The sequence below is a fragment of the Dactylosporangium cerinum genome (assembly GCF_042653625.1).
GTDB lineage: Bacteria > Actinomycetota > Actinomycetes > Mycobacteriales > Micromonosporaceae > Dactylosporangium > Dactylosporangium cerinum.
The window spans coordinates 248743-275395 of sequence record NZ_JBHSIU010000105.1 but is presented as its reverse complement, the minus strand read 5'-3'; the positions used below and the strand labels follow the sequence as shown (position 1 = coordinate 275395).

Annotated in this window: 24 protein-coding genes; 12 read left to right on the top strand and 12 right to left on the bottom strand. The window is 70.0% G+C overall.

The genetic code is table 11. The annotated features are described in order from the left end of the window. Positions 1-74: 74 nt before the first annotated feature. Positions 75-488 carry an SHOCT domain-containing protein gene (locus tag ACFPIJ_RS53865; RefSeq protein ID WP_380127320.1) on the bottom strand — a complete coding sequence of 138 codons (414 nt, stop codon included), beginning with the start codon at positions 486-488 and terminating at the stop codon, positions 75-77. Between the two features lie 36 nt (positions 489-524). Next, entirely contained in the window at positions 525-2273 is a 1749-nt protein-coding gene (locus tag ACFPIJ_RS53860; protein WP_380127319.1) for a hypothetical protein, read from the bottom strand. 86 nt (positions 2274-2359) lie between these two features. On the opposite strand from ACFPIJ_RS53860, the gene ACFPIJ_RS53855 reads away from it, so the two are divergent. Continuing rightward, positions 2360-3319: a ketopantoate reductase family protein gene (locus ACFPIJ_RS53855; RefSeq protein ID WP_380127318.1), complete on the top strand. Its 960-nt coding sequence runs from the start codon at positions 2360-2362 to the stop codon at positions 3317-3319. 56 nt (positions 3320-3375) lie between these two features. Continuing rightward, entirely contained in the window at positions 3376-4011 is a 636-nt protein-coding gene (locus ACFPIJ_RS53850; RefSeq protein WP_380127392.1) for an HAD family hydrolase, read from the top strand. A 53-nt stretch (positions 4012-4064) separates the two neighbouring features. Here the strand turns inward: ACFPIJ_RS53850 and ACFPIJ_RS53845 are convergent, their stop codons facing one another. From ACFPIJ_RS53845 to ACFPIJ_RS53815, 7 genes are all read right to left on the bottom strand, one after another. Further along, positions 4065-6611 (bottom strand): ABC transporter permease, encoded by a 2547-nt coding sequence (locus ACFPIJ_RS53845; RefSeq protein WP_380127317.1) that lies wholly within the window; start codon positions 6609-6611, stop codon positions 4065-4067. Between the two features lie 2 nt (positions 6612-6613). Next, positions 6614-7369 (bottom strand): ABC transporter ATP-binding protein, encoded by a 756-nt coding sequence (locus tag ACFPIJ_RS53840; RefSeq protein WP_380127316.1) that lies wholly within the window; start codon positions 7367-7369, stop codon positions 6614-6616. 223 nt (positions 7370-7592) lie between these two features. Then, positions 7593-10142, bottom strand: coding sequence for an ABC transporter permease (locus tag ACFPIJ_RS53835; protein ID WP_380127314.1), 2550 nt, complete (start codon positions 10140-10142; stop codon positions 7593-7595). A gap of 3 nt (positions 10143-10145) precedes the next feature. Beyond that, complete coding sequence (locus tag ACFPIJ_RS53830; RefSeq protein WP_380127313.1) at positions 10146-10931, bottom strand: ABC transporter ATP-binding protein; 786 nt, start codon at positions 10929-10931, stop codon at positions 10146-10148. Between the two features lie 104 nt (positions 10932-11035). Further along, on the bottom strand, positions 11036-11707 hold the full coding sequence (locus ACFPIJ_RS53825) for a response regulator (RefSeq protein WP_380127312.1): 672 nt from the start codon (positions 11705-11707) through the stop codon (positions 11036-11038). Beyond that, positions 11704-12912, bottom strand: coding sequence for a sensor histidine kinase (locus ACFPIJ_RS53820; RefSeq protein ID WP_380127311.1), 1209 nt, complete (start codon positions 12910-12912; stop codon positions 11704-11706). The genes ACFPIJ_RS53825 and ACFPIJ_RS53820 overlap by 4 nt, the downstream gene beginning before the upstream one ends. Positions 12913-13913: 1001 nt before the next feature. Continuing rightward, entirely contained in the window at positions 13914-14768 is an 855-nt protein-coding gene (locus tag ACFPIJ_RS53815) for a RecB family exonuclease (protein WP_380127310.1), read from the bottom strand. A gap of 78 nt (positions 14769-14846) precedes the next feature. Between ACFPIJ_RS53815 and ACFPIJ_RS53810 the strand changes: the two genes are divergently transcribed. The 3 genes from ACFPIJ_RS53810 to ACFPIJ_RS53800 are packed head-to-tail and all read left to right on the top strand — an operon-like array spanning position 14847 to position 17531. Next, on the top strand, positions 14847-16052 hold the full coding sequence (locus ACFPIJ_RS53810; protein WP_380127308.1) for a site-2 protease family protein: 1206 nt from the start codon (positions 14847-14849) through the stop codon (positions 16050-16052). Further along, positions 16049-16984, top strand: a complete 936-nt coding sequence (locus ACFPIJ_RS53805) for a tRNA (adenine-N1)-methyltransferase (RefSeq protein ID WP_380127307.1) — start codon at positions 16049-16051, stop codon at positions 16982-16984. The genes ACFPIJ_RS53810 and ACFPIJ_RS53805 overlap by 4 nt, the downstream gene beginning before the upstream one ends. Continuing rightward, a complete protein-coding gene (locus ACFPIJ_RS53800) occupies positions 16962-17531 on the top strand; it encodes a hypothetical protein (RefSeq protein WP_033362888.1) in 570 nt (189 codons plus the stop codon). Before ACFPIJ_RS53805 ends, ACFPIJ_RS53800 begins: the two co-directional genes overlap by 23 nt. Here ACFPIJ_RS53800 and ACFPIJ_RS53795 read toward each other — a convergent pair. Next, complete coding sequence (locus ACFPIJ_RS53795) at positions 17526-17801, bottom strand: ferredoxin (RefSeq protein ID WP_380127305.1); 276 nt, start codon at positions 17799-17801, stop codon at positions 17526-17528. The two genes, ACFPIJ_RS53800 and ACFPIJ_RS53795, sit on opposite strands and share 6 nt — an antisense overlap. Positions 17802-17947: 146 nt before the next feature. Between ACFPIJ_RS53795 and arc the strand changes: the two genes are divergently transcribed. Then, complete coding sequence (gene arc / locus ACFPIJ_RS53790) at positions 17948-19714, top strand: proteasome ATPase (RefSeq protein WP_203846667.1); 1767 nt, start codon at positions 17948-17950, stop codon at positions 19712-19714. 260 nt (positions 19715-19974) lie between these two features. On the opposite strand, the gene ACFPIJ_RS53785 is transcribed toward arc, so the two are convergent. Beyond that, positions 19975-21243: a condensation domain-containing protein gene (locus ACFPIJ_RS53785; RefSeq protein WP_380127304.1), complete on the bottom strand. Its 1269-nt coding sequence runs from the start codon at positions 21241-21243 to the stop codon at positions 19975-19977. Between the two features lie 106 nt (positions 21244-21349). Between ACFPIJ_RS53785 and dop the strand changes: the two genes are divergently transcribed. The 4 genes from dop (at position 21350) to prcA (ending at position 24950) form a co-directional block, all read left to right on the top strand. Continuing rightward, positions 21350-22867, top strand: coding sequence for a depupylase/deamidase Dop (dop, locus tag ACFPIJ_RS53780; protein WP_345003839.1), 1518 nt, complete (start codon positions 21350-21352; stop codon positions 22865-22867). A 46-nt stretch (positions 22868-22913) separates the two neighbouring features. Next, positions 22914-23129, top strand: coding sequence for a ubiquitin-like protein Pup (locus ACFPIJ_RS53775; RefSeq protein WP_033362892.1), 216 nt, complete (start codon positions 22914-22916; stop codon positions 23127-23129). Between the two features lie 96 nt (positions 23130-23225). Further along, positions 23226-24065 carry a proteasome subunit beta gene (gene prcB, locus ACFPIJ_RS53770; protein ID WP_380127303.1) on the top strand — a complete coding sequence of 280 codons (840 nt, stop codon included), beginning with the start codon at positions 23226-23228 and terminating at the stop codon, positions 24063-24065. A gap of 45 nt (positions 24066-24110) precedes the next feature. Then, the gene (gene prcA / locus ACFPIJ_RS53765) at positions 24111-24950 is read left to right on the top strand and encodes a proteasome subunit alpha (protein ID WP_380127302.1); all 840 of its coding nucleotides are present in this window, start codon (positions 24111-24113) and stop codon (positions 24948-24950) included. Positions 24951-25128: 178 nt separating this feature from the next. On the opposite strand, the gene ACFPIJ_RS53760 is transcribed toward prcA, so the two are convergent. Further along, positions 25129-25458, bottom strand: coding sequence for a hypothetical protein (locus ACFPIJ_RS53760; RefSeq protein WP_380127301.1), 330 nt, complete (start codon positions 25456-25458; stop codon positions 25129-25131). Positions 25459-25568: 110 nt separating this feature from the next. Here ACFPIJ_RS53760 and ACFPIJ_RS53755 point away from each other — a divergent pair, with 110 nt between their 5' ends. Both ACFPIJ_RS53755 and ACFPIJ_RS53750 read left to right on the top strand, forming a co-directional pair. Next, positions 25569-25844 carry a hypothetical protein gene (locus tag ACFPIJ_RS53755; protein ID WP_203846664.1) on the top strand — a complete coding sequence of 92 codons (276 nt, stop codon included), beginning with the start codon at positions 25569-25571 and terminating at the stop codon, positions 25842-25844. Continuing rightward, positions 25841-26161, top strand: a complete 321-nt coding sequence (locus ACFPIJ_RS53750; RefSeq protein ID WP_380127300.1) for a hypothetical protein — start codon at positions 25841-25843, stop codon at positions 26159-26161. The genes ACFPIJ_RS53755 and ACFPIJ_RS53750 overlap by 4 nt, the downstream gene beginning before the upstream one ends. Positions 26162-26653 lie beyond the last annotated feature (492 nt).

The following is a 26653-nucleotide window of genomic DNA, read 5'->3' as shown; positions in this document are numbered from 1 at the left end:
GGCGTGGCCTTCGGGCGACCCAGGTCTCAAAGGTGCGGGACGTGTTCAGTGCGAAACGGACGCCGGGCCGGGCGTCAGCGGCGGTGCAGCAGGCGGCGTTTCTGCTCGGTGAACTCGTCGTCGGTCAGCACGCCCCAGTCCCGGAGGCCGGCGAGGCGTTCGAGCTCGGCACCCCCGGGATTGACCAGCCCACGCAGTGACTCCTCGATGGTCGTGCCGAGCGGCACCGGTCTGGGCAGCCGGGCCAGCCGGATCATGTCCGCCCCGAGCCCGAGGAACACGGCTGTCGCGACCACGAAGCCGGCGACCACGTACGCCCACCGCGGCAGGTCGAACATCCATGTGCCGGCGGCCGCGAGCCCGGCGAGGGCGCCGCCGAGCAGCGTGAACCGCCACCCGCTGACCGCGTTGGCCCGGCCGATGACGGCGGTGACCGTGACGAGCGTGAACAGGACAGCCGCGTCGACCACGAGCAGAACCCCGATCATCGGGCCACGATAGCGAAGTTCATTGATCAAAGGGCGTCACGGCGCCGAGGTGGTCTCCGGGGCGACCGCGGGACGGGCGGACACGGCCGCGGAGACCTCGCCGCGACGCAGCCGGACGCCGCGACGCAGCCAGAAGCCGCGACGCAGCCGGAACAGGGCCGCCGCGAACGCCGCCGAGGCCACCAGGCTGACTGCGACGAACCCCCAGTGCAGCTGGTGTCCCTTCCACACTGCCGCGACCCAGATCAGCGCCCAGTACGCCGCCTGCAGCGTCACACCGACGCGGACGACCCACTTCGGCAGGACGCTGAACAGCACCCCGCCGCCGGCGAAGAGCAGCAGCATCGTCGCGTAGGAGCCCTGGTGCAGGTGGGTGGTCGACGGCCCGTACATGACCAGGATCCACACCAGCAGGGACGCGCCGGCGATGCCGAAGACGAGGCGTAACCGGTCCGGGTCGGCCGCCTCGCGGACCCGCTGGCGCCCGCGGCGGGTGATCAGGACGAGCCAGCCGAGGGTGAACACGCCGAAGCACAGGCTCAGGTAGCGGAACTCCTCGTCGCGCAGGACGCTGGTGCGGCCCGTGCCGAGGAGGTGGTACTGCACGTGCTGCGCGCCGAGGACGGTGGTGAGGTTGGCCGTCTTGTTGGCGAGGGCCCCGGTGCCGCCGGTGCCGCCGTACTGGCTGCGCAGCAGCTCGCCGAGGGACCGCTCGTCGGGGTTCGGGATGCCAGCGAGGTGCATCTTCAGCAGCCGGTCGCCGGGCGGGTCGTACAGCCGCTGGTAGGCCTGCCACGGCGCGAACATCACCAGCGCGGCGACCGCGGCGACGCCGAGCGATGTCCACGCCGGCCGGTGCCGGGGGAGCAGCAGCGCGACGACGATCGGCACGAGGGTGAACACGACGCCGCTGTGCGCGACCATCGCGGCGCCCGCGGCGAGGCCGCCGATCGCCCAGCTCCAGTGATTCGGCTGATTCGGCCGGGGTTCGCGCCGGTCGAAGAACCAGACGCCGCAGGTGAGCACGACCAGCGCCGCCGGCAGCAGCTTCGGCCAGGTGAAGACGGAGTTGAAGAAGAACAGGCCGGTGCAGGCGCAGCCGGCGGCGACGACCGCGAACGTGTGGGTCGACACCTTCAACGCCCGGAACAACCCCCACAGCGCCGGCAGCCACATGGCCTGCAGCAGGACGGTCAGCACCTCGTAGCTGATGATCCGCCACGACGCCGACTCGGTCAGCGGCGCCTGCAGCAACTGCACCCCGGACTGCAACGGTGGCCGGTCGCTGCCCTGCCAGTCCCAGGTCACCGTGCGCGGGTCGCCGTGGTGGATGTTGTCGGCGAAGATCTGCGGCAGGATGTTGTCGCCGGTGAACCCGTTGAGGTGGCAGAAGGCGTTGACCGACCCGGCGCCGGGGCCGGCGGTGCAGGAGAACGTGATCGCGCTGTAGCCCAGGGTCAGCAGTAGCATCAGCCCGAGGGGCGCGGCGACGTCGAGCCGGAGCAGCGCGGCGCGCAGCGTGGGGCGGACCCCGATCCAGGCCGCCGACACCAGCGCCGCGGCGGCGAACCCAGCGACGGCGACATTGCCGAGCCGGTGCGCGCCGAAGAACGCCCACAACACGGCGTAACCGCTCACGCAGCCGACGAGGCCGGCGACGGGCACGACGAGGTGCGCCGGGATGCGGTCGCGGCCGGCCAGCAGGAGCCCGGCGAGCAGGCCGGGCGCAAGGAGCCAGAGCGCCTGCGCCAGCAGGAGCGGGACGAGCAGGATGCTGGATCGCATGGTGCCGCGGCGTCTACCCGACACCCGGCCGGTCATGCCTGATGTCACGTCCCGTGGGAAGAACCACCCCGAAATACGATGGGCCGATGCGATGGATGATCTACGGTGCCGGCGCTGTCGGGGGAGTGGTCGCGGCCCGGCTCGCGATCGCCGGGCTCGACGTGGCGGTCGTTGCCCGCGGCCCGCACCTCGAGGCGATGCAGAAGGACGGGCTGACCCTGCGCCGGCCGGACGGGGACACGGTGGTCAAGGTCGACGCGTACCAGCATCCCGCCGACACCGGCAAGGACGTCGTGGTGCTCGCGATGAAGGGTCAGGACACCGGCGCCGCGCTGGTCGCCCTCGAAGGCTTCCGGGGGCCGGTCGTCTGCCTGCAGAACGGCGTGGCCAACGAGCGCGCGGCGCTGCGGCACTTCGCCGATGTGTACGGCGTCCACGTCATCCTGCCGGCCAGCCATCTGGAGCCGGGCGTCGTCATCGAGCACTGCGATCCGGTCCCCGGCATCCTCGACCTGGGCCGGTATCCGTCGGGCCGGGACGCGACCGCCGAGCGGCTCGCACAGGAGCTGCAGACGGCCGGGTTCGTGTCGCAGCCGCGCGCGGACATCATGCGCTGGAAGTACCGCAAACTCCTGCTGAACCTCGGCAACGCGGTCGAGGCGCTGTGCGGGCGGGTCGACGGGCTCGACGCGGCGGCCGGACCCGTGCAGGCCGAGGGCGAGGAGGTGCTGCGCCGCGCCGGCATCGACGTCGCGTCGGCGGCCGAGGACCGGGAGCGCCGCGGCGACATCATGCGGTGGCCGCACGGCATCAACCGGGCCGGCGGGTCGTCGTGGCAGAGCCTGGCGCGCGGCGCCGGCACCGTCGAGGCCGACTACCTCAACGGTGAGATCGTGCTGCTCGGCCGGCTGCACGGGGTGCCGACCCCGGCCAACGAGACCGCCCGCCGGCTGGTCCAGCGTGCCGTCCGGGAGGGCCGCAAGCCGGGCAGCCTGACGCCCGGGGAGTTCCTGGAGGCCGTGACGTTGAGCACGACTGCGCCGTGAAACCGGGCGTGCGGGGCAGGATCCGTCAGGTGGATTCTGACGACCGGCTCGCGGCCGTGCTCTTCGACATGGACGGCACCCTCGTGGACAGCGAGAAGGTCTGGTCGGTCGGCCTGACCGAGCTCGCCACCCACTACGGCGGGGTGCTGTCCGCGCAGGCCAGGCACGCGATGGTGGGCAGCAACATGACCGACTCGATGCGGCTGCTGCACGCCGACCTCGGCCTGCCCGCCAGCGTCAGCACCGACGCGAGCGTCGGGTGGCTGGAGGCCAGGGTCAAGGAGTTGTTCCACGGCGGCATCGAGTGGCGTCCCGGCGCGAAGGAGCTGCTCGCCGCGTTGCGTTCGGAAGGTGTACCCCTGGCGCTGGTGACCGCCACGCACCGGCACCTGGTCGACGTGGCGCTGCTGACGATCGGCGCGGACAACTTCGACGCGGTCGTCGCCGGGGACGAGGTCGACCGGACCAAGCCGCACCCGATGCCGTATCTGACCGCCGCCCGGCTCGTCGGGGCGACCGCGGCGCAGTGCGTCGCCGTGGAGGACTCGCCCAACGGCGTCCTCAGCGCCCGCGCCGCCGGCTGCGCGGTCCTCGCCGTGCCGTGCGAGGTGGCCCTGGACCCCACCGGCGTCACGCTGGTCGACTCGCTGCTGGACGTCGACGTGGCCTATCTGCGGAAGCTCATTGCATAGAAAGCTCATTGCATAAAGGGGGCGCCGAAGCGCCCCCTTTGCGATGCGGGAAATCAGTCGTGTGAGATCGCCTGCAGGACGTTGACCCGGGAGGCCCGGATCGACGGCAGGACCGCCGCGATGACCCCGACCAGCGCCGCGAGGAGCAGGTACGTCGCCATCTGGCTCCACGGGAACGCCATCTTCGTGAAGCCCTCGTCCTTCAGCGCCCGCACCACCGCCGCGCCGAGGCCGGTGCCGACGGCGAGGCCGAGCAGCGCGCCGAAGGTGGAGATGACGACCGCCTCGACGGTCACCATCCGCATTGTCTGCGCCCGGCGCATCCCGATCGCGCGGAGCAGCCCCAGCTCGCGGGTCCGCTCCAGCACCGACAGGGCGAGGGTGTTGACGATGCCGAGGACCGCGATGAGGATCGCCAGCGCGAGAAGCACCTGGATCATCACGAGGAGCTGGTCGAACTGCGCGGCCTGCGCGTCGACGTACTCGGCCCGGTTCGCGACCGACACCTCGGGGTTGTCGACGAGGAGCTGGTCGACCTGCTTCTGGATCGCGTCGACCGACGCGCCGTCGCTGACCCGGAGGAAGCCCCAGGACGGCTGCGCGGAGCGGTAGTCCTTCACCACGTCACCGGAGACGATGGTGCCGCCGATGACGTCGCTGTGTTGGTACAGACCGACGATCTTCACCTGGTGCGGCTCGCCGCGGGTGAACTGCATGGTCATCGTCGAGCCGAGCGTGAGGTTGCGCTTCTTCGCGTTCTCGGTGTCGATGACGGCCTGGTCCGGGCCGGTCCACTGCAGGGTCCCCTCGGTCGCCGTGAGCTTGAACATGCTCGCGTAGGCGGCCATGTCGGGCGTCGCGGAGATGCCCGTGCCGTGCCCGTCGACCTGGGCGAAGTCCCAGTACTCGCTGGCGGTGCTGGACACGCCAGGCAGCTTCGCCGCGGCGGTCATCACGGCCGGGTCGAACTTCGCCGGCCCGTTGTCGTCGCCGTCGCCGGAGATGATCAGGTCGACGGTGACCTGGGTCGAGGCCTGCGAGGACAGGCTCTGCTTCGCCGAGGCGAGGATGACGTTGACGCCGGTGATCAGGGCCAGGCCGACCATCAGCGCGGCCGCGGTGATCGCGGTGCGCCGCGGGTTGCGGCCCGAGTTGAGCCGGCCCAGCTTGCCCGGCACCGACCAGGAGAACAACCGGCCGAGCAGCGACACGACCGGGCGGGCCAGCAGCGGCGTGAGCAGCGCGACCCCGATGAAGCTGATCAGGACGCCGCCGAGGATCAGCCACAGCGTGTTGTCGCCCTGACCGGCCAGGCCGAGGCCGAGCATCGTGCCGCCGGCCGCGCCGATGAGCGCGCCGCTGACGGTGAGCTTGGTGAGCGGCCGGTCCGGGGTGGAGACCTCCTGCAGCGCCGCGATCGGCGGGATCCGGGAGGCCCGCAGCGCCGGCAGGACCGCGGCGACGACCGTCACCAGCAGGCCGACCACGAACGCGCTGATCACCGCGGCGGCGGGGACGCCGACGCTGGCGAGGGCGACGCCGCTGACGTTGCCGAACACCCAGGCGAGCAGGACACCGACGCCGATGCCGGCGGCCAGGCCGAGGACCGAGGCGATGAGACCGATCGCGACGGCCTCGATGATGACCGAGCCGAGCGTCTGCCCGCGGCTGCCGCCGAGGGCCCGCATCAGCGCCAGCTCACGGGTCCGCTGCGCGACGATGATCGAGAACGTGTTGAGGATGAGGAAGGTGCCGACGAACAGCGCGACACCGGCGAACCCGATGAGGACGTTGTTGAAGAACGCGAGGCCTTCCCGGAACTCCTTGGTCGTCTCGTCCGTCAGCTGCTTGCCGGTCTTGACCTGGAAGTCGGCACCCAGCGCGGCGGCGACGTCGTCGCGGAGCTTCTCGTTCGTCACGCCCGCGGCGGCCGTCACGTTGATCCCGCTGAACACGTCCTTCTCGCCGAGCATCAGCTCCTGCGCGACCGGCGTGGTGAACAGGACCTCCAGGGACCCGCCGAGGGAGTCGCGGTCGCCGCTGTAGCCGAAGATGCCGACGAGCTTGAAGACCTTCTTGCCCGGCTGGAGGGTGAGGACACCGACGTCGTCACCGACCTTGAGCCCGCCGGCGCTCTTGGCCGTGGTCACGTTGACGACGATCTCGTTGTCGGCGGCCGGCGCGCGGCCCTCGCGCAGCTGCAGCAGGTCCGACGTGCCGACCCAGTTGCCGCCGAGCCGCGGCGGGCCGAACGTGGTGACGACCTTGCCGTTCTTGCCGATGACCCGGGCGCCGTCGGTGGTCGCGTCGCCGGTGACGCTCGCGACGCCCGGCACCGCGCGGACCTTGTCGAGGGTCGCGGCCGGGATGTTGCCCTGCTGCGACGGGCCGAAGTCCTCGTCGCCGACCTTCGGCTTCTGCGTGACGTTGACGTCGATGCCCTGGTACACGGACGAGAACAGGCTGTCGAAGGAGCGGCCCATGGTGTCGGTGAGCACGAACGCCCCCGACACGAACATCACGCCCAGCACCACTGCCAGGCCCGACAGGACCAGCCGCAGCTTGCGTGACAGCAGGCTCTTGAGGGTGGCGCGCAGCATCGTCAGACCGCCTTGTCGAGGCGCTTGAGGCGGTCGAGCACGGCGTCGGCGGTCGGCGCGTGCAGCTCGTCGACGATGTGCCCGTCGGCGAGGAAGATGACCCGGTCCGCGTACGACGCCGCGTTCGGGTCGTGGGTGACCATGACGATCGTCTGGCCGAAGTCGCGCACCGAGTTGCGCAGGAACGACAGCACCTCCGCGCCGGAGCGCGAGTCGAGGTTGCCGGTCGGCTCGTCGGCGAAGATGACCTCGGGCCGCGACACGAGGGCCCGCGCGCACGCGACCCGCTGCTGCTGGCCGCCGGACAGCTGGCTCGGCCGGTGCTTGAGCCGGTCCCGCAGCCCCACGGTCTCGATGACCGTGTCGAACCAGGCAGCGTCCGGCTTCCGGCCCGAGATCGACAGCGGCAGCAGGATGTTCTCCTCGGCGGTCAGCGTCGGCAGCAGGTTGAACTGCTGGAAGATGAACCCGACCTTGGTGCGGCGCAGGTTCGTCAGCCCCCGGTCCGACAGGCCGGTGATCTTCGAGTCGCCGATGTAGACCTCACCGCGCGACACGGCGTCCAGGCCCGCGAGGCAGTGCATGAGCGTCGACTTACCGGAGCCCGACGGGCCCATGATCGCGGTGAAGCGGCCCTTCTCGAGCTCCACCGACACGCCGCCGAGCGCGTGGACCTGCGCCTCGCCCGTGCCGTAGACCTTCCAGACGTCGACCGCCTTCGCGGCCACCTCGGTGCGTGTCGCAACCGATGCAGTCATGATTCCCCCTGGTGAATGGTGTGCCTTCATCCTCGGGGCACGTCGTGCTCGTCTCGTCCGCCCGCAGGGCGAGCTGACCACGGGTATTTCGCCGGGGAATGGCCCGGAGTGGATATCAGGGTCATCCCCTAGCCCGCCTTTCTCAGCCTTCACAGAAAAGGGCCCGGAAAAGCGGAAAGCCGGTCGGGGGAGACCCCCGACCGGCTTTTGGCAGTGCTGGTGCCTATTCGTACGCGATGGCGTTGAGCACGTTGAGCCTGGCCGCCCGGACCGCCGGGATGATGCCGGCGACGACGCCGATGATCACGGCACCGATAACGTAGAACACCATCGTGCCCCACGGCATCGTGACCGCCCCGAACCCGACCACCCGCTTCAACGCGGTGACGATCGCCGAGCCGAGCCCGGCACCGACCGCGAGGCCGAGCACCGTGCCGAACACCGTGATCACCACCGACTCGATGGTCACCATCAGCCAGGTCTGGCCGCGCCGCAGGCCGATCGCCCGCAGCATGCCCAGCTCCCGCGTCCGCTCGATCACCGACAGCAGCAGCGTGTTGATGACCCCCAGGACCGAGATCGCCAGGGCGGCCGTCAGCAGGATCTGCACGATGATCAGGATCGCGTCGAAGACCTGCTGGCTGTTGCCGGCGTACTCCTTCTTCGTGAGGACGTCGACCTCGGGGTTGTTCTTGATCACCCCGTCGACCGCGGCCTTGGCGTCGTTGACGTTGACGCCGCTCTTCACCTCGATGAACGCCTGGATCGGCTGCGGGAACGCGAACCCTGCCTGCGCGTCGGTGTTGGAGATGGTGATCCCGCTGGTGGCGGCGTTGGTCTGGGTGATGCCGACCAGTGTCAGCGTCTTCGAGCCGCCCTTGCTGAACGCCACCTGGAAGCTGTCGCCCAGCTTCCACTTGCGGTCCTTGGCCGTCTTCTCGTCCGTGATGAACTCGCCGCTGCCGAGCCGGTCGACGCGCCCCTGCGCGGCCTTCAGCTTCAGCACCGTGGTGGCCGCCGCCATGTCGTCGAAGGCCGCGACGAACTCCTGCTTGCCGTTCCACTCCACGCCGTCGTAGGTCAGCGCGGCGACGGTCTGCGTCTGCGGCAGCCCTCTGATCGCACGCAGCTCGTCGAGCTGGATGGTCGGCGGCACGTCGGACGTCTGCTGGCCCATGACGACCAGGTCGGCCTGCAGGTCCTTCTCCACCGTCTCGCCGAGCGCCGTCGACAGCGACGTGAGCACCGTGCTGATCATCGTGATGATCGCGATGCCGATCATGACCGCGCCGGCCGTGATCGCGGTGCGGCGCGGGTTGCGCGAGGAGTTGCGCTTGCCGAGCTTGCCCGGGATCGTCCAGGAGAAGATCGACCCGAGCGCCCCGACGAGGGGCTTGCTCAGCAGCGGGGCGAGCAGCGTCACCCCGATGATGATCAGCAGCACGCCGCCGAACACCAGCAGCAGCGTTGCGTCGCCGGCCCCGGCCAGCCCCCACGCCAGGGAGCCGCCGCCGAGCGCGGTGACGATCCCGCCGACGATCGTGATCCCGGTCAGCGGCCGGTCGGTCGCCGCCGCGTCCCGCATCGCCGCGATCGGCGCGACCCGGGCCGCCTTGATCGCCGGCACGACCGCCGAGATCATGGTGACCAGGATGCCGACCGTGAACGACACGATGATCGCGGTGAGCGGGAAGCCCACCCCGGCGGAGTCCATGTCGGCAGCCGAGGCGAAGAACGCCGCCCCCGCGGAGCCGAGCCCGAGCCCGACGAGGAAGCCCAGCAGCGACCCGGCCACCCCGATGATCAGCGCCTCGATCAGCACCGACTGGATGACCTGCCCCCGGCCCGCGCCCATCGCCCGCAGCAGCGCCAGCTCCTGGGTCCGCTGCGACACGATGATCGAGAACGTGTTGAGGATCAGGAAGATGCCGACCAGCAGCGCGATCGTGCCGAAGCCGAGCAGGAAGTAGTTGACGTAGTCCAGCAGGCCCCGCAGTGCCTTGCTGGACTCCTCGGACAGGTCCTCGCCCGTCTGCACGACAAACCCGTCGCCGAGCGCCGCCTTGACGTTGTCGCGGACCTTGGCGTCCGAGACGCCGCTGTCGGACTTCACGTCGATGAGGTTGAACGCGCCCTTCTCACCGAGCATGAGCTCCTGCGCGGTGGACTCGGTGAACAGCACCGCGGTCTCACCCGCCATCGAGTCCCGGCCGCCGCTGTACTGCATGATGCCGGAGATCTTGAACGTCTTGCGCGGCTGGGTGCGGGTGATGACGTCGATCGGGTCACCGACGGCGAACTTGCCCGTGAGGGCGAGGCCGTTGTTGATGACCACCTCGTCGTCCGCCGACGGCCCCTTGCCGGCGATGAGCTTCGTCAGCTCGTCCTCGCCGCCCCAGTTGCCGCCGAACTGCCCGGACCCGCTCGCCACGATCTTGCCGTTCTTGCCGACGGCCCGGGCCCCGGTCAGGAAGACCTGCCCCTTCGCCGACTTCACACCGTCGACCTTCGCGACCTTGTCCACGTCCGAGGCCGTCAGCGGCTTCAGCGACTGGGCCGGGCCGCCGCCCTGCGCCTCGACGTCGGCCTTGGTGGTGACCTGCACGTCGGTGTTGGTGTAGATGTCGGCGAAGATGTTGTCGAACGTGCGCCCCAGCGTGTCGGTCAGCACCAGCGAACTGGCGATGAACATGACCGACAGCACGACCGCCAGGGCCGACAGGATCAGCCGGAGCTTGCGCGCCAGCAGACTCTTGAGCGTTGCGCGCAGCACGGCTCAGCCCGCCTGCGACGCGTCAGCGGCGCTCTCGACCTTGGCGTCCAAGCCCTTGAGCTTGTCCAGCACCGCGTCCGCGGACGGCGCCAGCAGCTCGTCGACGACCCGGCCGTCGGCGAGGAAGATGACCCGGTCCGCATATGAGGCCGCGTTCGGGTCGTGGGTCACCATGACGATCGTCTGCCCGTATTCCCGCACCGAGTTGCGCAGGAACGACAGCACCTCCGCCCCCGACCGCGAGTCGAGGTTGCCCGTCGGCTCGTCGGCGAAGATGACCTCGGGCCGCGACACCAGGGCCCGCGCGCACGCGACCCGCTGCTGCTGGCCGCCGGACAGTTGGCTCGGCCGGTGCTTGAGCCGGTCCCGCAGCCCCACCGTGTCGATCACCGTCTCATACCACTTCGGGTCCGCCTTGCGGCCGGCGATCGACAGCGGCAGCAGGATGTTCTCCTCCGCCGTCAGCGTCGGCAGCAGGTTGAACTGCTGGAAGATGAACCCGACCTTGGTCCTGCGCAGGTTCGTCAGGTCCCCGTCGGACATCCCCGTCAACCGGGTGTCACCGATGAAGATCTCACCGCGCGTCACCGAGTCGAGCCCGGCGAGCGTGTGCATCAACGTCGACTTGCCGGACCCCGACGGGCCCATGATCGCGGTGAACTGCCCGCGCTCCAGCTCGACGCTCACCCCGTGCAGCGCGATGACCTGGGCCTCGCCGCTGCCGTACACCTTCCACACGTCCACCGCGCGGGCGGCGACCGCCTGCCCGGTCGTGACTGTCGTGGTCACGCTCGATCCCCCTCTGGTTTCGTGAATGTCCTCACGCTACGGGGTGATCTCGGCCGTGCCGTCCTCCCGGGGTGCCGGTCGGGACTACTTCTTGGGGAGGACGGCTATGAGCCCGGGCGGACCAGACCCGTCTCGTACGCAAGGACGACGGCCTGCACGCGGTCGCGGAGACCGAGCTTCGTCAACACGTGCCCCACGTGCGTCTTCACCGTCGTCTCGCTCACCGACAGCGCCTTGGCGATCTCCGAGTTGGACAGCCCCCGCGCCAGATGGACGAGCACCTCCCGCTCCCGGTCCGTCAGCACCCGCAGGTCCCGCGGCGGCGCCGCGTCCGGGTCCGGCAGCGCGTCGGCGAACTTGTCCAGCAGCCGCTTGAGGATCCGCGGTGCCACCACCGCCTCGCCGGCCGCCACCGTCCGGATCGCGGTGACCAGGTCGTCGGCGGGCACGTCCTTCGCCAGGAACCCGCTCGCGCCGGCCCGCAGCGCGCCCACCACGTATTCGTCCAGGTCGAACGTGGTCAGGATCAGCACCCTGACCGGCAGTTTCGCCTCGACGATCGCCCGGGTCGCGGCGACCCCGTCCATCCGCGGCATCCGGATGTCCATCAGCACCACGTCGGGCAGCAGGCGCCGGGCCAGCTCGACCGCCTCGACCCCGTCACCCGCCTCGGCCACGATGTCGAGGTCCGTCTCGCCGCCGAGCACCATCCGGAACCCGGTGCGCAGCAGCGGCTGGTCGTCCACGAGCAGGAGCCGGATCGGCCTCGGGTTCAAGCTGGCTGCCTTTCCACGCTGTCGACGTGCTGTTCTATCGGGATCCTCGCGTGCACACGGTAGCCGCCGCCGGGCCGTGGACCGGTGCGCAGTGTCCCCCCGTACAGCATCACGCGCTCCCGCATGCCGAGCAGCCCGTGCCCGATCGCGGCCGTCCCCAGCTGCGGCCCGCGCCCCGTGTCGCACACCTCGACGACCACGTCCTGCCGGCTGAACACCATCCTGACCTCGACCGTCGCCGCGCCGGCGTGCTTCAACGCGTTCGTCAGCGCCTCCTGCACGATCCGGTAGATCGTCAACGCGATGCCCGAGTCCAGCGGCCCCGGCACCCCCTCGACCTTGAGCACGGCCTGCAGCCCCGCCTCGCGCATCTGCTCGACGAGCCCCTCCACCCCCGCCAGCCCCGGCTGTGGCGCGAGCTCACCGGCCGGCTCGGCTTCCGTGCGCAGCACCGTCAGCAACCGCCGCATCTCCCGTAACGCCGTGCGCCCCGTCTCCTCGATCGTCGCCAAGGCCTCGTCGGCCGCCCGCGGGTCCCGTTGCAGCATCCGCCGCGACCCGGTCGCCAGGACCCCCATCACGCTCACGTGGTGCGCGACGACGTCGTGCAGCTCCCGCGCGATCCGCCGGCGCTCGTCGGCCACCGCCTGCTCCGTCAACGCCCGCTGGCTTGTCTCCGCGGTCCTGGCCCGGTCCTCCAGCGCCGCCACGTAGGCCCGCCGCGTCGCCATCATCCGCCCCACCGTGAAGCACACCAGGGCGCTCATCGCGTTGAACAGCAGGAAGATCCGTGGCTCCAGCACGAACGGCTCGTCCTCGGTGCGCCCCATCACCGTCGCGAGGGCCATCCCCGGCACCCAGATCAGCAACCCCGCCACCACCGCCGACCGCAACGGCAGGTACGCCGCGGCCGTGTAGGTCACGACGATGACCGCGAACCCGCCGTTGGCCAGCGGGAACGTGCCGAGGAACGGCACCACGGTGTGCGCCGCGGTGAACCACACCGCCACCCACAGCCACTTTCGCCGCACCGCCACCGCGGTCAGCCCGACCGTGTCGAAGATCAGCTGCAGCGTCAGGTTCCTGGTGCCGAACTCGTCCTGCGCGACCGTGGTCGCGATCCCACTGAACACGGCGAGCACTATCGCGAGGGCGATGTCCTGTACCAACGGGTCCGCTCGGCGGCTCAGCACGCGCTTCAGCACTCTTCGTACGCTATCGGCTGCCGGGCCCTTCGGATTCGTCGCCGCGTCCGAGTCCGCCTCATGCTTGAGGATGAGGCCCGTCCTCCTGGCGGACCGTGGTTGGGGCTCGCTGTTACTGGTTGTCCAGACCTTCAAATATTCGCCCAGACGTTGCGGGGACTTGATGGCACCGCCCGGCCTTCGGCCGTGCGACAGGGTTGCGTGGTCCCGGTCCGTGCCGTCGTTGCGGTGATCCCAAGCCAGGTCCGAACTCACATGATCCAGGCCCGTCGAGGTCATCATTCGGTGCTACAACACCGTCTTCAGTCAAAAATCGAAAACCATCGATCACTGGACTGACCGGTACCAGCGCACTTCTCATGATCCGGTAGACCTTGTGCACCCAGGGGTGCACAAGGTCTACCGGATCAAGAGTGCACGATCGAAAGGTCGGGGTGCTGGCTTGCCTGCGCCCCCAACTTGGGTGATTTGTCCGGAATTCTTGAGCCAGCGACGGTCTGGAACCACCGAATGATGACCTCGACGGTGCTGGACCATGCGAGTGCGGACCTGGCTTGGCATCACCGCAAGACGGCACGGACCGGAACCACGCCACCCTGTCGCACGGACGCGCCAGCGGCCGGGCGGAAACCCCGAAGTCCCCTTGCGCGAACGTGAATATTTGAAGGTCTGGTCGGAATCCTACGCGAACCGCAACCAACGCCCCCGAACGGCGATCTCCCACCCACGCTCAAGCGCACAGGATCGTTCAATCGGGGCCCAGGCCGCGCCGTGCCCCGACCTGGGCGTTTTGTCCAAAGTTCTGAAGCCGCCGACGGTGCGGCACCACCAAACGACGCGGACAGGAAGCAGTCACGGTGACCACGCAACCCTGTCGCCCGCCCGCGACAGTGGCCAGGCGGGAAGACCGCGAAGCCCCCCGCCGCGAACCTGAACACTTGAACGACTGGTCGGACCCCCTCCGCGCACCGCAACCAACCAGCGCGCGCCGACCCCGGGCGTTACTCGTCGCGCCCCGTCGCCGGCTCCGCCTCCGTGGACAGCGGCACAGGAGGCACCGCCACCCGCTCCGGATACGGCGGCGGCGTCCCCCCGAACGCCGGGCACAGCGCCTGATGCGCGCACCACCCGCACAGCCGGCTCGGCTGCGCCCGGAAGTCCCGCTCCGCGGTCGCCCGCTCGATCGCCTGCCACAGCGCCAGCAGCGTCCGCTCGAACCGCTCCAGCTCCTCCGCGTCCGGCGAGAAGTCGCAGACCTCACGATCCTTCAGATACATCAGCCGCAACACCCGGGGCACGACGCCGCGGGTCCGCCACAGCACCAGGGCGTAGAACTTCAGCTGGAACATGGCCCGCGCCTCGAACGCCTCGCGGGGCGCGCCGCCGGTCTTGTAGTCCACGACCCGGAGGTCGCCGGCGGGGGAGACGTCGAGCCGGTCGATGTAGCCACGGATGACGAGCTTGCCGTCGACCTCGGCCTGGACGAACGCCTCCCGCTCCGCGGGCTCGAGCCGGTTGGGGTCCTCGACGGCGAAGTAGCCGCCGAGCAGCTCGCGGCTTGACTCCAGGAACGCCTCCGTGTCGGCGAACAGGTCGGCGAGGCCCTCCTCGGTCTCCACGAGGCGCTGCCACTGCGGTGCGACGAGCGCGGCGGCACGCTCGGGGGTGCGGGTGCCGGTCGGCTCCTCGAACAGTGCCTCGAGCACCGCGTGCACGAGGGTGCCGCGCATCTGGTCGGGCGTCGGGCGCTCTGGCAGGCGGTCGATGCTGCGGAACCGGTACAGCAGAGGGCACGTCTTGAAGTCGGCGGCGCGCGACGGCGACAACGTAGGCAGTGTGGTGATGGTCTCCGTCATGCGTGGAAGGTTAGGCCACGGGTACGACAGTTTCACGGACCGGCGTCCCGGCGCGGACTACCCGTAGCATCATGGGCAATGGACGACTACCGCTCGGCACCCGCGCCGGCGTCGTCGGCTGCCCGGACCCGGCCGCCTGAGCGCGGCTCCGGGATCCCGCTGGGTCGGCTGCTCGGCGTCCCGATCCACCTCGCCCCGTCCTGGCTGCTGCTCGCCGCGCTGATCACGCTGACGTATAGCCAGTTCCTGACCTCGCGCCGGGAAGAGCTGTCGCTGGGCACCGGCCTGGCGGTCGGGTTCGGGTTCGTGGTGTGCCTGCTGTTGTCGGTGTTGCTGCATGAGCTCGGTCACGCGATCACCAGCCGGCAGAGTGGCATCGGTGTGAGCGGCATCACTCTGGAGATGCTCGGCGGTTACACCGAGATGGAGCGGGAGGCGCCCCGGCCGGGCGTGGAGCTGTTCGTGTCGCTCGCCGGGCCGGTCGTGTCGCTGCTGCTCGGGCTGTTGTCCGGTGCCGCGGCGCTGGTCCTCCCGGCGGGTGGGATCGCCGAGACGTTCGCGTTCCAGCTGGCGTTGAGCAACATCGTGGTCGCCGTGTTCAACGCGCTGCCCGGGCTGCCGCTGGACGGCGGCCGGGCGCTGCAGGCCCTCGTGTGGAAGATCAGCGGCGACCCGAATCTCGGCCGCCGGGTCGCCGGCTGGTCCGGCCGGCTCGTCGCGGTCGCCACCGCGGGCACCGTGGTCGTGCTGTTCATGCAGGGGATTCTCAACGGGTGGTTCGGCCTGCTCTTCACGCTGCTGGTGAGCATCACCATGTGGGTCGGCGCCGGGCAGGCGATCCGGCACGGGAAGGTCGCCGCGAGCCTGCCGCCGTTCAACGCCAGAGAGCTGGCCAGGCCGATCGTGCCGGTCGCGGCGGTCACGCCCCTGGCCGAGGCGGAGCGGATCGCCGAGCAGGCCGGTGGGCACCACCTCGCCGTGGTCGACGGTGCCGGGGCGATGCTCGGGTTCGTGCACGGCGCGTCGGCCCGGGCAGTGCCGGCGGAGCGCCGGCCATGGGTGCCGATCGGCGACGTCACCCGCCGGCTGGACGAGCACCACGTCCTACCAGGCGATCTTCGGGGCACCGACCTGCTGCACGCCATCCGTGACGACCCGGGCGGCGACTACCTGGTGGTCTCGGGTGAGGATGTGCACGGCGTCCTGCGCGGCGCCGAGCTGCTATCGCTCGTCGAAACACGCCGACCCGACGGCCGGCCCACCAGCAGAAGGAATCGCACGTGACTGTGTCCCTCGACCTGCCAGTGACCCACCGGGGTCCGTTCCGACCGGGTGACCGGGTCCAGCTGACCGACCCCAAGGGCCGGATGCACACGATCGTGCTCGAGGCGGGCAAGGAGTTCCACACCCACCGGGGTGCGCTGCCGCACGACGACCTGATCGGCGCCCCGGACGGCAGTGTGGTCACGTCGGCCGGCGGGACCGCGTACCTCGCGCTGCGCCCCCTGCTGTCCGACTACGTGCTGTCCATGCCACGCGGCGCGCAGGTCATCTACCCGAAGGACGCCGCGCAGATCTGCGCCATGGGTGACATCTTCCCCGGCGCCCGGGTCCTGGAGGCGGGCGCCGGCTCGGGCGCGCTGACGTGCTCCCTCCTCAGGGCGGTCGGCCCGTCGGGGTCGGTGACGAGCTACGAGATGCGCGAAGACTTCGCAGCCATCGCCCGCCGCAACGTCGAGGCCTTCCTCGGCGGGCCCCAGCAGGGGTGGACCTTGCGGGTAGGTGACGTAGCCGGCTGCGAAGATGTCGGTTTTGATCGGATAATCCTTGACATGCTGACCCCGTGGGAGATCCTGCCGCTCGTGTCGCGGGCGCTGATCCCAGGCGGGGTGTTCATCGGCTATGTGGCGACCACGCCACAGCTGTCGGAGCTCGTGGAGGCGTTGCGCGAGGACGGTGGCTACACCGAGCCCCGCGCCTGGGAGAGCCTGGTGCGTGACTGGCACGCCGAGGGGCTCGCGGTGCGGCCCGATCATCGGATGATCGCGCACACCGCGTTCCTCGTCAGCGCCCGGAAGCTGGCACCGGGGGTGACCGCGCCGCCGCGGCGGCGCAAACCGAGCAAGGGCGCCGAAGCATATGCGGCGCGGCGGCTGGCGGCCGCCGCGGTCGCACGGGAGGAGGAGGCAAAGGATGAGCCGTCCGAGCTTCAGTGACCTACCTGCCGTATTTCCGGACTGGTCTCCCTATCCGGACCTCGAGTCGGCGGCCAGGGCCTACCTGCGTGATCCGGACATAGCGCTCGACGCGATGGCCGGGGTGCTGCGCGGGCAGAGTGTGCTCGGTTTCACCCTCGAGCGGTTCGTCAACGACGTCAACGGGGTGTGGCAGGAGGTCGTCGTCTGCGACGGCACCCGGCTCATCCTGTGGCACGGCGAGGACATCCCGCCCGAGGAGGCGCCGCCGGGCTCGATGACGTCGTCGCTGCGGGTGGTGGCGCTGTCCGCGGTGACCGAGGTGGGCTGCCGCCGGCGGCTCAGCCGCAACCCGAACGGGCACGCCAGGGTCGACAGCGTCGACGTCTACCTGCTGCTGACCTCGCTCGACGAGGCGAACGTCGCGGCCGAGGAGGCCGGCTCCGTCATCCGCCACGACGCGTTGCGCTTCGGTAAAACTCTCGACGACGGCGGCGCCGGACAGATCGCCCGTTTGGAGGAGTTTGCCCGGCTCGTCTCTTCGCTCGTGGGCAAGCCGATGCTATGAGGCGTTGGGCCCGGCGACCGGCACGTCATCGGCTGTCCGGTGCACGTGGATGCAGTCGCCGGGGCACTCCTTGGCCGCGTCGATGACCTCGAGCCGGAGGTGTTCTGGCACGTCGACGCGGCTGCCGGGGGCCAGCAGGAGCTCGCCGTCGGGCTGCTTCACGTAGGCCAGGCCATCGACGTCGAACTCGAAGACCTCCGGTGCGTACTGCACACACAGGCCGTCGCCAGTGCACAGGTCCTGGTCAACCCACACCTCAAGAGCGCTCACGCCGCAACATTACAGGGCTGGTGGAAAGCGCCTCCAGGCCGCACGATTTGTAAAAGCCCTGTGGCGCACGGGTTCGAAGGGGCCCAGACCGGCGAACAGCAGTTAGTGTTAGAGCACAACGTTCAAAGCCCCCGGGGAGGTGGGACGTGGCACGCAGCGACGACGCGGAGACGCGCGCCGCACGATGGGAGAAGGACGCCCACGATCTCTCCACGCAGGTCGCCTTCCTCCAAGAGGAACTCGCCCTGGTGCGGCGCAAGCTGACGGAAACCCCGCGACACGTGCGACAGCTCGAGGAGCGGCTCGCCGCAGCGCAGGCGCAGATTGCCCGGCTGACCGAAAACAACGAGCGGCTCGTGGCCACCCTCAAGGAGGCCCGCGCCCAGATCGTGACGCTGAAGGAGGAAGTTGACCGCCTGGCACAGCCGCCGAGCGGTTACGGCGTCTTCCTCGCCCGCCACGAAGACGGCTCTGTCGACGTCTTCACCGGTGGGCGCAAGCTGCGCGTGGCGGTATCCCCGGCCATCGAGGTCGAGGAGCTGCGACGAGGCCAGGAAGTCCTGCTCAACGACGCCCTGAACATCGTCGACGCGCTCGGGTTCGAGCGTTCCGGCGAGGTCGTCATGTTGAAGGAGATTCTGGAGGGTGGTGACCGCGCGCTCGTCATCTCGCACGCCGACGAGGAGCGGATCGTCCACCTGGCCGACACCCTCACCGACGCGCCCCTGCGCGCCGGTGACTCGCTCATGATCGAGCCCCGCTCGGCGTATGCCTACGAGCGGATCCCGAAGAGCGAGGTCGAGGAGCTGGTGCTGGAGGAGGTGCCCGACGTCGACTACACCGACATCGGCGGCCTCTTCTCGCAGATCGAGCAGATCCGCGACGCCGTGGAGCTGCCCTTCCTGCACGCGGAGCTGTTCCGCGAGCACCTGTTGCGCCCGCCGAAAGGCGTCCTGCTCTATGGCCCTCCCGGCTGTGGCAAGACGCTGATCGCCAAGGCGGTCGCCAACTCGCTGGCGAAGAAGATCGCCGAGCGGCGCGGCGAGGAGCGCAAGACCAGCTACTTCCTCAACATCAAGGGTCCTGAGCTGCTCAACAAGTATGTCGGCGAGACCGAGCGGCACATCCGGCTGATCTTCCAGCGCGCCCGTGAGAAGGCGAGCGAGGGCACCCCGGTCATCGTGTTCTTCGACGAGATGGACTCGGTGTTCCGCACCCGTGGCTCGGGGGTCTCCTCCGACGTCGAGAACACGATCGTGCCTCAGCTGCTGAGCGAGATCGACGGCGTCGAAGGCCTGGAAAACGTCATCGTCATCGGCGCATCCAACCGGGAAGACATGATCGACCCGGCGATCCTGCGCCCCGGCCGGCTCGATGTGAAGATCAAGATCGAGCGTCCGGACGCCGAGGCGGCCAAGGACATCTTCTCCAAGTACATCCTCACCACGGTTCCGCTGCACAAGGACGACATCGCCGAGCACGGCAACTCGCCGGACGCGACGGTGGCGGCCATGATCGACGCGGTGGTCCTGCGGATGTACTCCGAGACCGAGGAGAACCGGTTCCTCGAGGTGACCTACGCCAACGGCGACAAGGAGGTCCTGTACTTCAAGGACTTCAACTCCGGCGCGATGATCCAGAACATCGTCGACCGGGCCAAGAAGATGGCGATCAAGGACTTCCTCAGCAACGGCCAGAAGGGCATGCGCCTCCAGCACCTGCTCGACTCCTGCGTTGACGAGTTCCGCGAGAACGAGGACCTGCCGAACACCACCAACCCCGACGACTGGGCCCGCATCTCCGGCAAGAAGGGCGAGCGGATCGTCTACATCCGCACGCTCGTCTCCGGTGGCAAGGGCGCGGAGGCCGGCCGGTCGATAGAGACCGCGACCAACACCGGCCAATATCTGTAGGACCGCGACACGGGCGGGCGGTGGCCTCAGGGCCGCCGCCCGCTTCGCGTTTCCGAAGAGCCAGAAGAGCCAGAAGCGTCAGAAGGGCATGGCTCCGGTCCGTCGAGCGCAAGGTCCGTTGCTCCCGTCAGCGACCGGTCGGCCGTGAACGGCCTCCCTGCCAGGTCCGCTGCCAGTTGCGCGGACACGACCTGCGGTCGTGATCAGGCCCGCGGCCGTGGCCGGCCGCGACACGACCTGCGGTCGTGACAGACCCGCCCTCAGCCGCGCTGTGCCGCTTCGGCCAGGGTGGTTTCGAGCGTCGTCAGGACCATCGACGCCTCCGCCAGCGACACGTGGTGCGTGTCGGCGTAACACGTCAGGACGGTCGCCCCGGGAGCGTCGTCGGCGTGCACGAACACCCGGCTGGACGGGCTGTCCTTGAACGGCATCCAGTCCAGCGTCCGGCGGGTGAGCGCCTGCGGCAGCGACCCCGGCACCACCGGCAGCTCCGGCCCGCGCCGGTCGTTGAGGTGGAAGTCGACCCGGAACTGCGGCCCCCGCTCGGCGGCGACCCGTGCCACCAGGGACTCCTTGCCGGCCGTGTCGTAGTACGCATGCTTGTACGCCGCCGTCGCGGCTCGGCGCGCGCCCTCCAGTACACCGGCGAAATCAGCATCGGCGACGTCCACGAGGCACAGCCCCGGCTGGGCGACCGGCGCCACGACGTCCGCGAGCCCGGAGCGGAACCGGTTGCTGGTCACGAGCAGCATCGGCACCGGGTCGACGCCCGTGCACCGGCGCACCGCGACGGCGAACGCGGCGAGCAGCGTCGTGGCCGGGTCGGCGCCGGTGCGCTCGACCAGCATCCGGGTGGCGAGCGGGATCGCGGGGGAGACCAGCCGGCCCTTCCAGTGCCGGGGGCTCTCCCGCCGTCGTGACGCGACCGGCCATGGCGGCGGCATCGTGCGCAGGACCCGCTCCCAGTGCCGCAACGCGCTGCGGCTCTGCCGGGCCCCCGCCTCGGACGCCTGCCAGCCGGCCTGCTCGAGCGGCTGCATGCCGGTGACCGGGTCCTGGACCTTCGCGGCCACCTCGCGCAGCATCACCGCCGCGCCCGAGCGGTCCATGGCCAGATGCCAGATCACCGCGCAGAGATGGGTGAGCCGGCCGCGGTGCCGCACGACCCCCATCCGGATCGGCCAGTCGCTGGTGAAGTCGACGGGTTCGCGGCGGTACCGCTCCAGCATGCCGGCCGGGTCATCGGTGTCGGCGACCTCCAGGACGGTCGTGCCGGCCGCCGCGACGACCTGCCGGGGCACGCCGTCGGCAGTGAACCGCAGGCGGGTCCGCAGCACCTGGTAGCGGCTCATGAGGTAGCGCAGCTCGCCGGCGACGTCCTCGACGGTCGTGCCGGACGGCAGTGGGGTCACCCCGCCGAGCGGCAGCTGCTCGCCGAACCTGGCCATCGACGCCCAGATATCCTGCTGCCCCCATGACAGCGGCGCCTCACCGGCGCCGGTGCCCTCGAAAGCGACACTGATTCGCATCTGCGGATGTTACGGGCAGCGACGTCCTCACAACAATCGGACATCAGCAAACCTGGCGCGCCGCGGTGGAGGCAGACTGTCGTACCTTGCGACTAGGGTTGTTGGCATGAGTGTGCGGCGCGTGATGGGCACTGAGGTCGAATACGGCGTGTCTGTGCCCGGCCAGCCGGGAGCCAACCCGATGGTGACGTCATCCCAGGTGGTCAACGCTTATGGCGCACGACCCGAGCTCACCAAGGGCGGCCGGGCCCGGTGGGACTACGAGGAGGAGTCCCCGCTGCGCGACGCGCGCGGGTTCACCTACTCCGGCGCCCTCTACGACCCGGCGGAAGCCCTCGCGGACGAGGACCTCGGCCTGGCCAACGTGATACTGACCAACGGCGCCCGGCTCTATGTCGACCACGCCCACCCGGAATACTCCACGCCGGAGTGCACCAACCCGCGCGACATCGTGCTGTGGGACAAGGCCGGCGAGCGGGTGATGGCCGAGGCGTCCCGCCGGGCGGCGACGATCCCCGGGACGCTGCCGATCCATCTGTACAAGAACAACACCGACAACAAGGGTGCCAGCTACGGCACGCACGAGAACTACCTCATGCGCCGGCAGACCCCCTTCGCCGACATCGTCATGCACCTCACCCCGTTCTTCGTCACCCGGCAGATCGTGTGCGGGGCGGGCCGGGTCGGCATCGGGCAGGACGGCTCCGGCCCCGGCTTCCAGATCTCCCAGCGCGCCGACTTCTTCGAGGTCGAGGTCGGCCTGGAGACGACGCTGAAGCGGCCGATCATCAACACCCGCGACGAGCCGCACGCCGACGCCGACAAGTACCGTCGCCTGCACGTCATCATCGGCGACGCCAACCTGTCCGAGATCTCCACCTACCTCAAGGTGGGCACCACCTCCCTCATCCTGGCGATGATCGAGGACAAGGCGCTGTCCGGCGACCTCGGCATCGCCGACCCGGTCAGCGAGCTCAAGGCGGTCAGCCACGACCCGTCCCTGCAGCACCTGATCCGCATGCGCGACGGCCGCCGGCTGACCGCGCTGGACATCCAGTGGGCGTTCTACGAGCGGGCCCGGGCCTATGTGGACTCCCGGCAGGGCTCCGACGTCGACGAGCAGACCGCCGACGTCCTCGAGCGCTGGGAGAGCGTGCTGGACCGGCTCGGCCGCGACCCGATGCTGTGCGCCGGCGAGCTGGACTGGGTCGCGAAGCTCCGCCTCCTCGAGGGCTACCGCGAGCGCGAGTCGCTGGGCTGGTCGTCGCACAAGCTGCAGCTCGTGGACCTGCAGTATTCCGACGTCCGCGCCGAGAAGGGCCTCTATCAGCGCCTGGTCGCCCGCGGTTCGATGGCGACGCTGTTCACCGAGGACGAGATCCAGCGCGCGATCGTCGAGCCGCCGGACGACACCCGGGCCTACTTCCGCGGCCGCTGCCTGGCCAAATACCCCGCTGAGGTGGTTGCGGCCAGCTGGGACTCGGTCATCTTCGACGTGGGCCGGGAGTCGCTGGTGCGGGTGCCGATGATGGAGCCCGAACGAGGGACCAAGAAGCACGTCGGTGCACTCTTCGACAAATGCCCGAGCGCGAAGGATCTGCTGGAAGCGATCACTTCCGGGTAAGTTCGATGCAGCGGTTGTTTGGTGGTCCCCCCGAGGAGGATGAGACATGGCTACGAGGGATACGGGCGGGCAGTCCCAATCCGGTAAGTCCCGGCGCGACGAGGAAGAAGACGTCGCCGCGCCCGAGGTCAACCCGGAGACAGCCGAGCGGGTCGAGCAGTTGGGCGAGGACGTCGACGACCTCCTCGACGAGATCGACTCGGTGCTCGAGGAGAACGCCGAAGAGTTCGTCCGCGGATACGTGCAAAAGGGCGGCCAGTAGCCGTCACTGAGAAGGTCCCGTCGGTCCGGACGCATCCGGGCCGACGGGCGTATTGTTTGGTCAACTACAGTCGATCATCCTGTGAAGGGAGCTCCGTTGCCGACGGGTCTTGACCACTCTGGGCGTCTGCCGGCCGCGTTCCACGCCGCGGGGACCTCGTCGTTCAGCGAGTTCCTGTCGGCGGTCGCGCCCGAGATGCTCCCGGGTCGCCGGCCGCTGCCGCCGGGGATGGCCGCAGACGTGAGCGCGCACGCCACCACGATCGTCGCCATCACCTGCTCCGACGGCGTGCTCATGGGCGGCGACCGGCGCGCCACGATGGGCAACCTCATCGCCCAGCGGGACATCGAGAAGGTCTTCGCCGCCGACGCGTATTCGCTGGTCGGCATGGCCGGCACTGCGGGCTTCGGCCTGGAGATGCTGCGGCTGTTCCAGGTCGAGCTGGAGCACTACGAGAAGATCGAGAGCACCATGCTCTCCCTGGAGGGCAAGGCCAACCGGCTCGCCACCATGGTCCGCAACAACCTCGGCGCGGCCATGCAGGGCCTGGCCGTGGTGCCGCTGTTCGCCGGGTTCGACGTCGACGCCAAGTCCGTCGACAAGGCCGGCCGCATCTTCAGCTTCGACGTCGCCGGCGGTGTCTACGAGGAGCGCGGCTACGACTCGATCGGCTCCGGTTCGCTGTTCGCGAAGTCGTCGATGAAGAAGCGGTACAAGCCCGGCATCACCACCGCCGACGCCGTGAAGATCGCCGTCGAGGCGCTCTACGACGCCGCCGACGACGACACCGCGACCGGCGGGCCCGACCTGCTCCGGGGCATCTTCCCGGTCATCATGACCGCGACCGTCGAAGGCACCCACCGGCTCACCGACGACGAGGTCCGCGCGATCGCCGAGGCGGTCATCGCCGAGCGCGCCGACAACCCGGGCGTCTGAGCCCCTCTCTCACCCAGCTCCCACGTCAGAAGGAGAACCCGCCCCGTGGCCATGCAGTTCTACGCCTCGCCCGAGCAGATCATGCGGGATCGCTCGGAATACGCGCGCAAGGGCATCGCGCGTGGTCGCAGCGTCGTGGTGCTCAGCTATGAGGGCGGCGTGCTCTTCGTCGCCGAGAACCTGTCGACCGCCCTGCACAAGGTCAGTGAGATCTACGACAAGATCGGGTTCGCTGCCGTCGGCCGCTACCCGGAGTTCGAGAACCTGCGCTCCGCCGGGGTCCGCCTCGCCGACCTGCACGGCTACTCCTACGGCCGGCGCGACGTCACCGGCCGGCAGGTCGCCAACGCCTACGCCCGGACCCTCGGAGCGATCTTCACCCAGGAGCAGAAGCCCTACGAAGTGGAGATCTGCGTCGCCGAGGTCGGTGCCACCGCCGAGGACGACGAGCTCTACCGCATCACCTACGACGGCTCCGTCCAGGACGAGCCCGGCCTCGTCACCATGGGCGGCCAGTCCGACACCATCTCCGGTGCCGTGAAGACCCGGCTGCGGCCCGACCAGACGCTCGCTGAGGCACTCAAGCTGGCGGTTGAGGGTCTGAGCAGCGTGGGCGGCGAAAACGGCCAGCCGCGCAAGCTGGCGGCCAACCAGCTCGAGGTCGCCGTCCTGGACCGGCACCGCCCGGGCCGCACGTTCCGGCGCCTGACGGGGCTCGCCCTCACCGCCATCCTCGAGGACCCGGCGAAGAGCGTCACCCCCGAGGAGGGCCTCGAGGACAAGCCGCAGCCCCCGGCGTCGCCGAACACCCCGGCGGACAACGCCAGCGGCCCCACCGCCGCGGACACCTCCTCCGGCGAGGACGACAAGCCGGCGGCGGAGTAGCCACCCGCACACCAGACGACCGCACGACCGGGCCGGGGTTCCAGCTTCCAGCTGCCCCGGCCCCGTCGTGTCCGCTGGTGGTGGATCGCACGCACTCCTGCCGGGGAACGTGTGGAGCGGTGTGGACGCCCCTTGCGCTGCACGCTTCGGTGCGCCGCCACCGCGTCTACTGACCGCCTTAGGTTGGTGCGGGGCCCCAGGGCGGCTGGGCGCCGGGGGCCTGCTGCGGCTGCGCGGGATACTGCTGCGGCGGTGTCCAGGTCGCCGGATAGGTCGCCGGATAGGTCGCCGGATTGGTTGCCGGATGAGCGGCCACCGGCGGCGCGGTCCGGCGTTGCTCGGCGATCGCGCTGGCGACGGCAGCAATCATGAATGCCACGCCGACACCGACGTACGCCAAGTCGCGCAGCAGCTGGATGGTGGTGCCGTCGTCGGAGTCCGACGTCGCGCCCCCGAGGCCGAGCAGCAGGAGGATCACGCCCAACGTCTGAAATGTCATCCGTGCCATGCCGGGGACCGTACCGTCGTCGCGGGCCCGACGACGACGCCCCGTGCCGCGCCGGTGACGGACCGGTCGGGTCGTAGACGGAAGTCTGACGCGCGTCGTACATTGGAGGCATGCCGTACCGCTGGTGGCCGGCAACGCTCGCGGCGCTCGTCGGGATCACCGACGCCGAGGTGCTTCAAGCGTTGAACGCCGAACGGCGACGCCCCCTTCCGGGCTTCGCACTCGGCATCCCGGCCCTCAGCATCTGGGCACGCACCGACACGGGACGACCTCTCATCGTCGTCGTGAAGCAAGAAGGCCAGTTCAGCTGGGGCATCCTCGGAGCACGGGACATGACCCCCGACGAGCTCGCCGAGTATGAGAAGTGGGAGGCGAGCGCAGCATGAACACCGACCCGCTCAGCGAGCAGCAGATGGACGCCATGGTCGCGGCCGTTGCCGCCGGAGAGTTCACGTTCGACCGGTCCGCGCCGGTCCCGGCGCTGCCGCCGAAGCCCGACGCCGAGGTCATGGCCGTCTACTCGATGCGCCTGCCGTCCGACGTGGCCCAGCGCCTCGCCGCGGTCGCGAAGAGCAAGGGCGTGAAGCCGTCGACCCTGATGCGGCAATACGTGGAATGGTGTCTCGCGACGGAGATCAGCGACCGCCCGATCTCGCTCACCGACGCCGTCCGCGCCCTCACCCAGCTCCGCCCCGCCGCCTGAGCCCAGCACCGGACGACCCGCCGGACAACCCTGCCGGTCGGCTCCGCCGGATAACCGTGCCGGACTGCTCCGCCGCCTGAGCCCAGCCTGGACGACTCCGCCGGGCGACCCTGCCGCATGAGCCGCAGCGCTCGATGGCTCAGCCGGACGACCCTGCCGTGACACTCTGTCGGGCCACTCTGCCGGGACGGCTCCCGGTGTGCGACGAGGCGATCCGCCCGCCGCTCCATGACCTGCGCCCTGCTCCGGTCGCCCGCCCGGCTGTCCCCACGACCCGAAGGATCCCCGGGTCAGGTGCCCCGGGGATCCTTCGGGTCGTGGGGAATTCAGCACGCCCCCCGCGTGCGTTCCGGTGTCCGGATCAGCCGCTTCGCCCGCCTGTTCCGCGCCCGGGGTGGATCTTCCTGGTGATCGAAGTCGCGGGCTGGCTGTCCGCACAGCCCGTACACGACTTCGATCACGACCGCCCGCCCGCCCGCCCGCGGCGGCAGG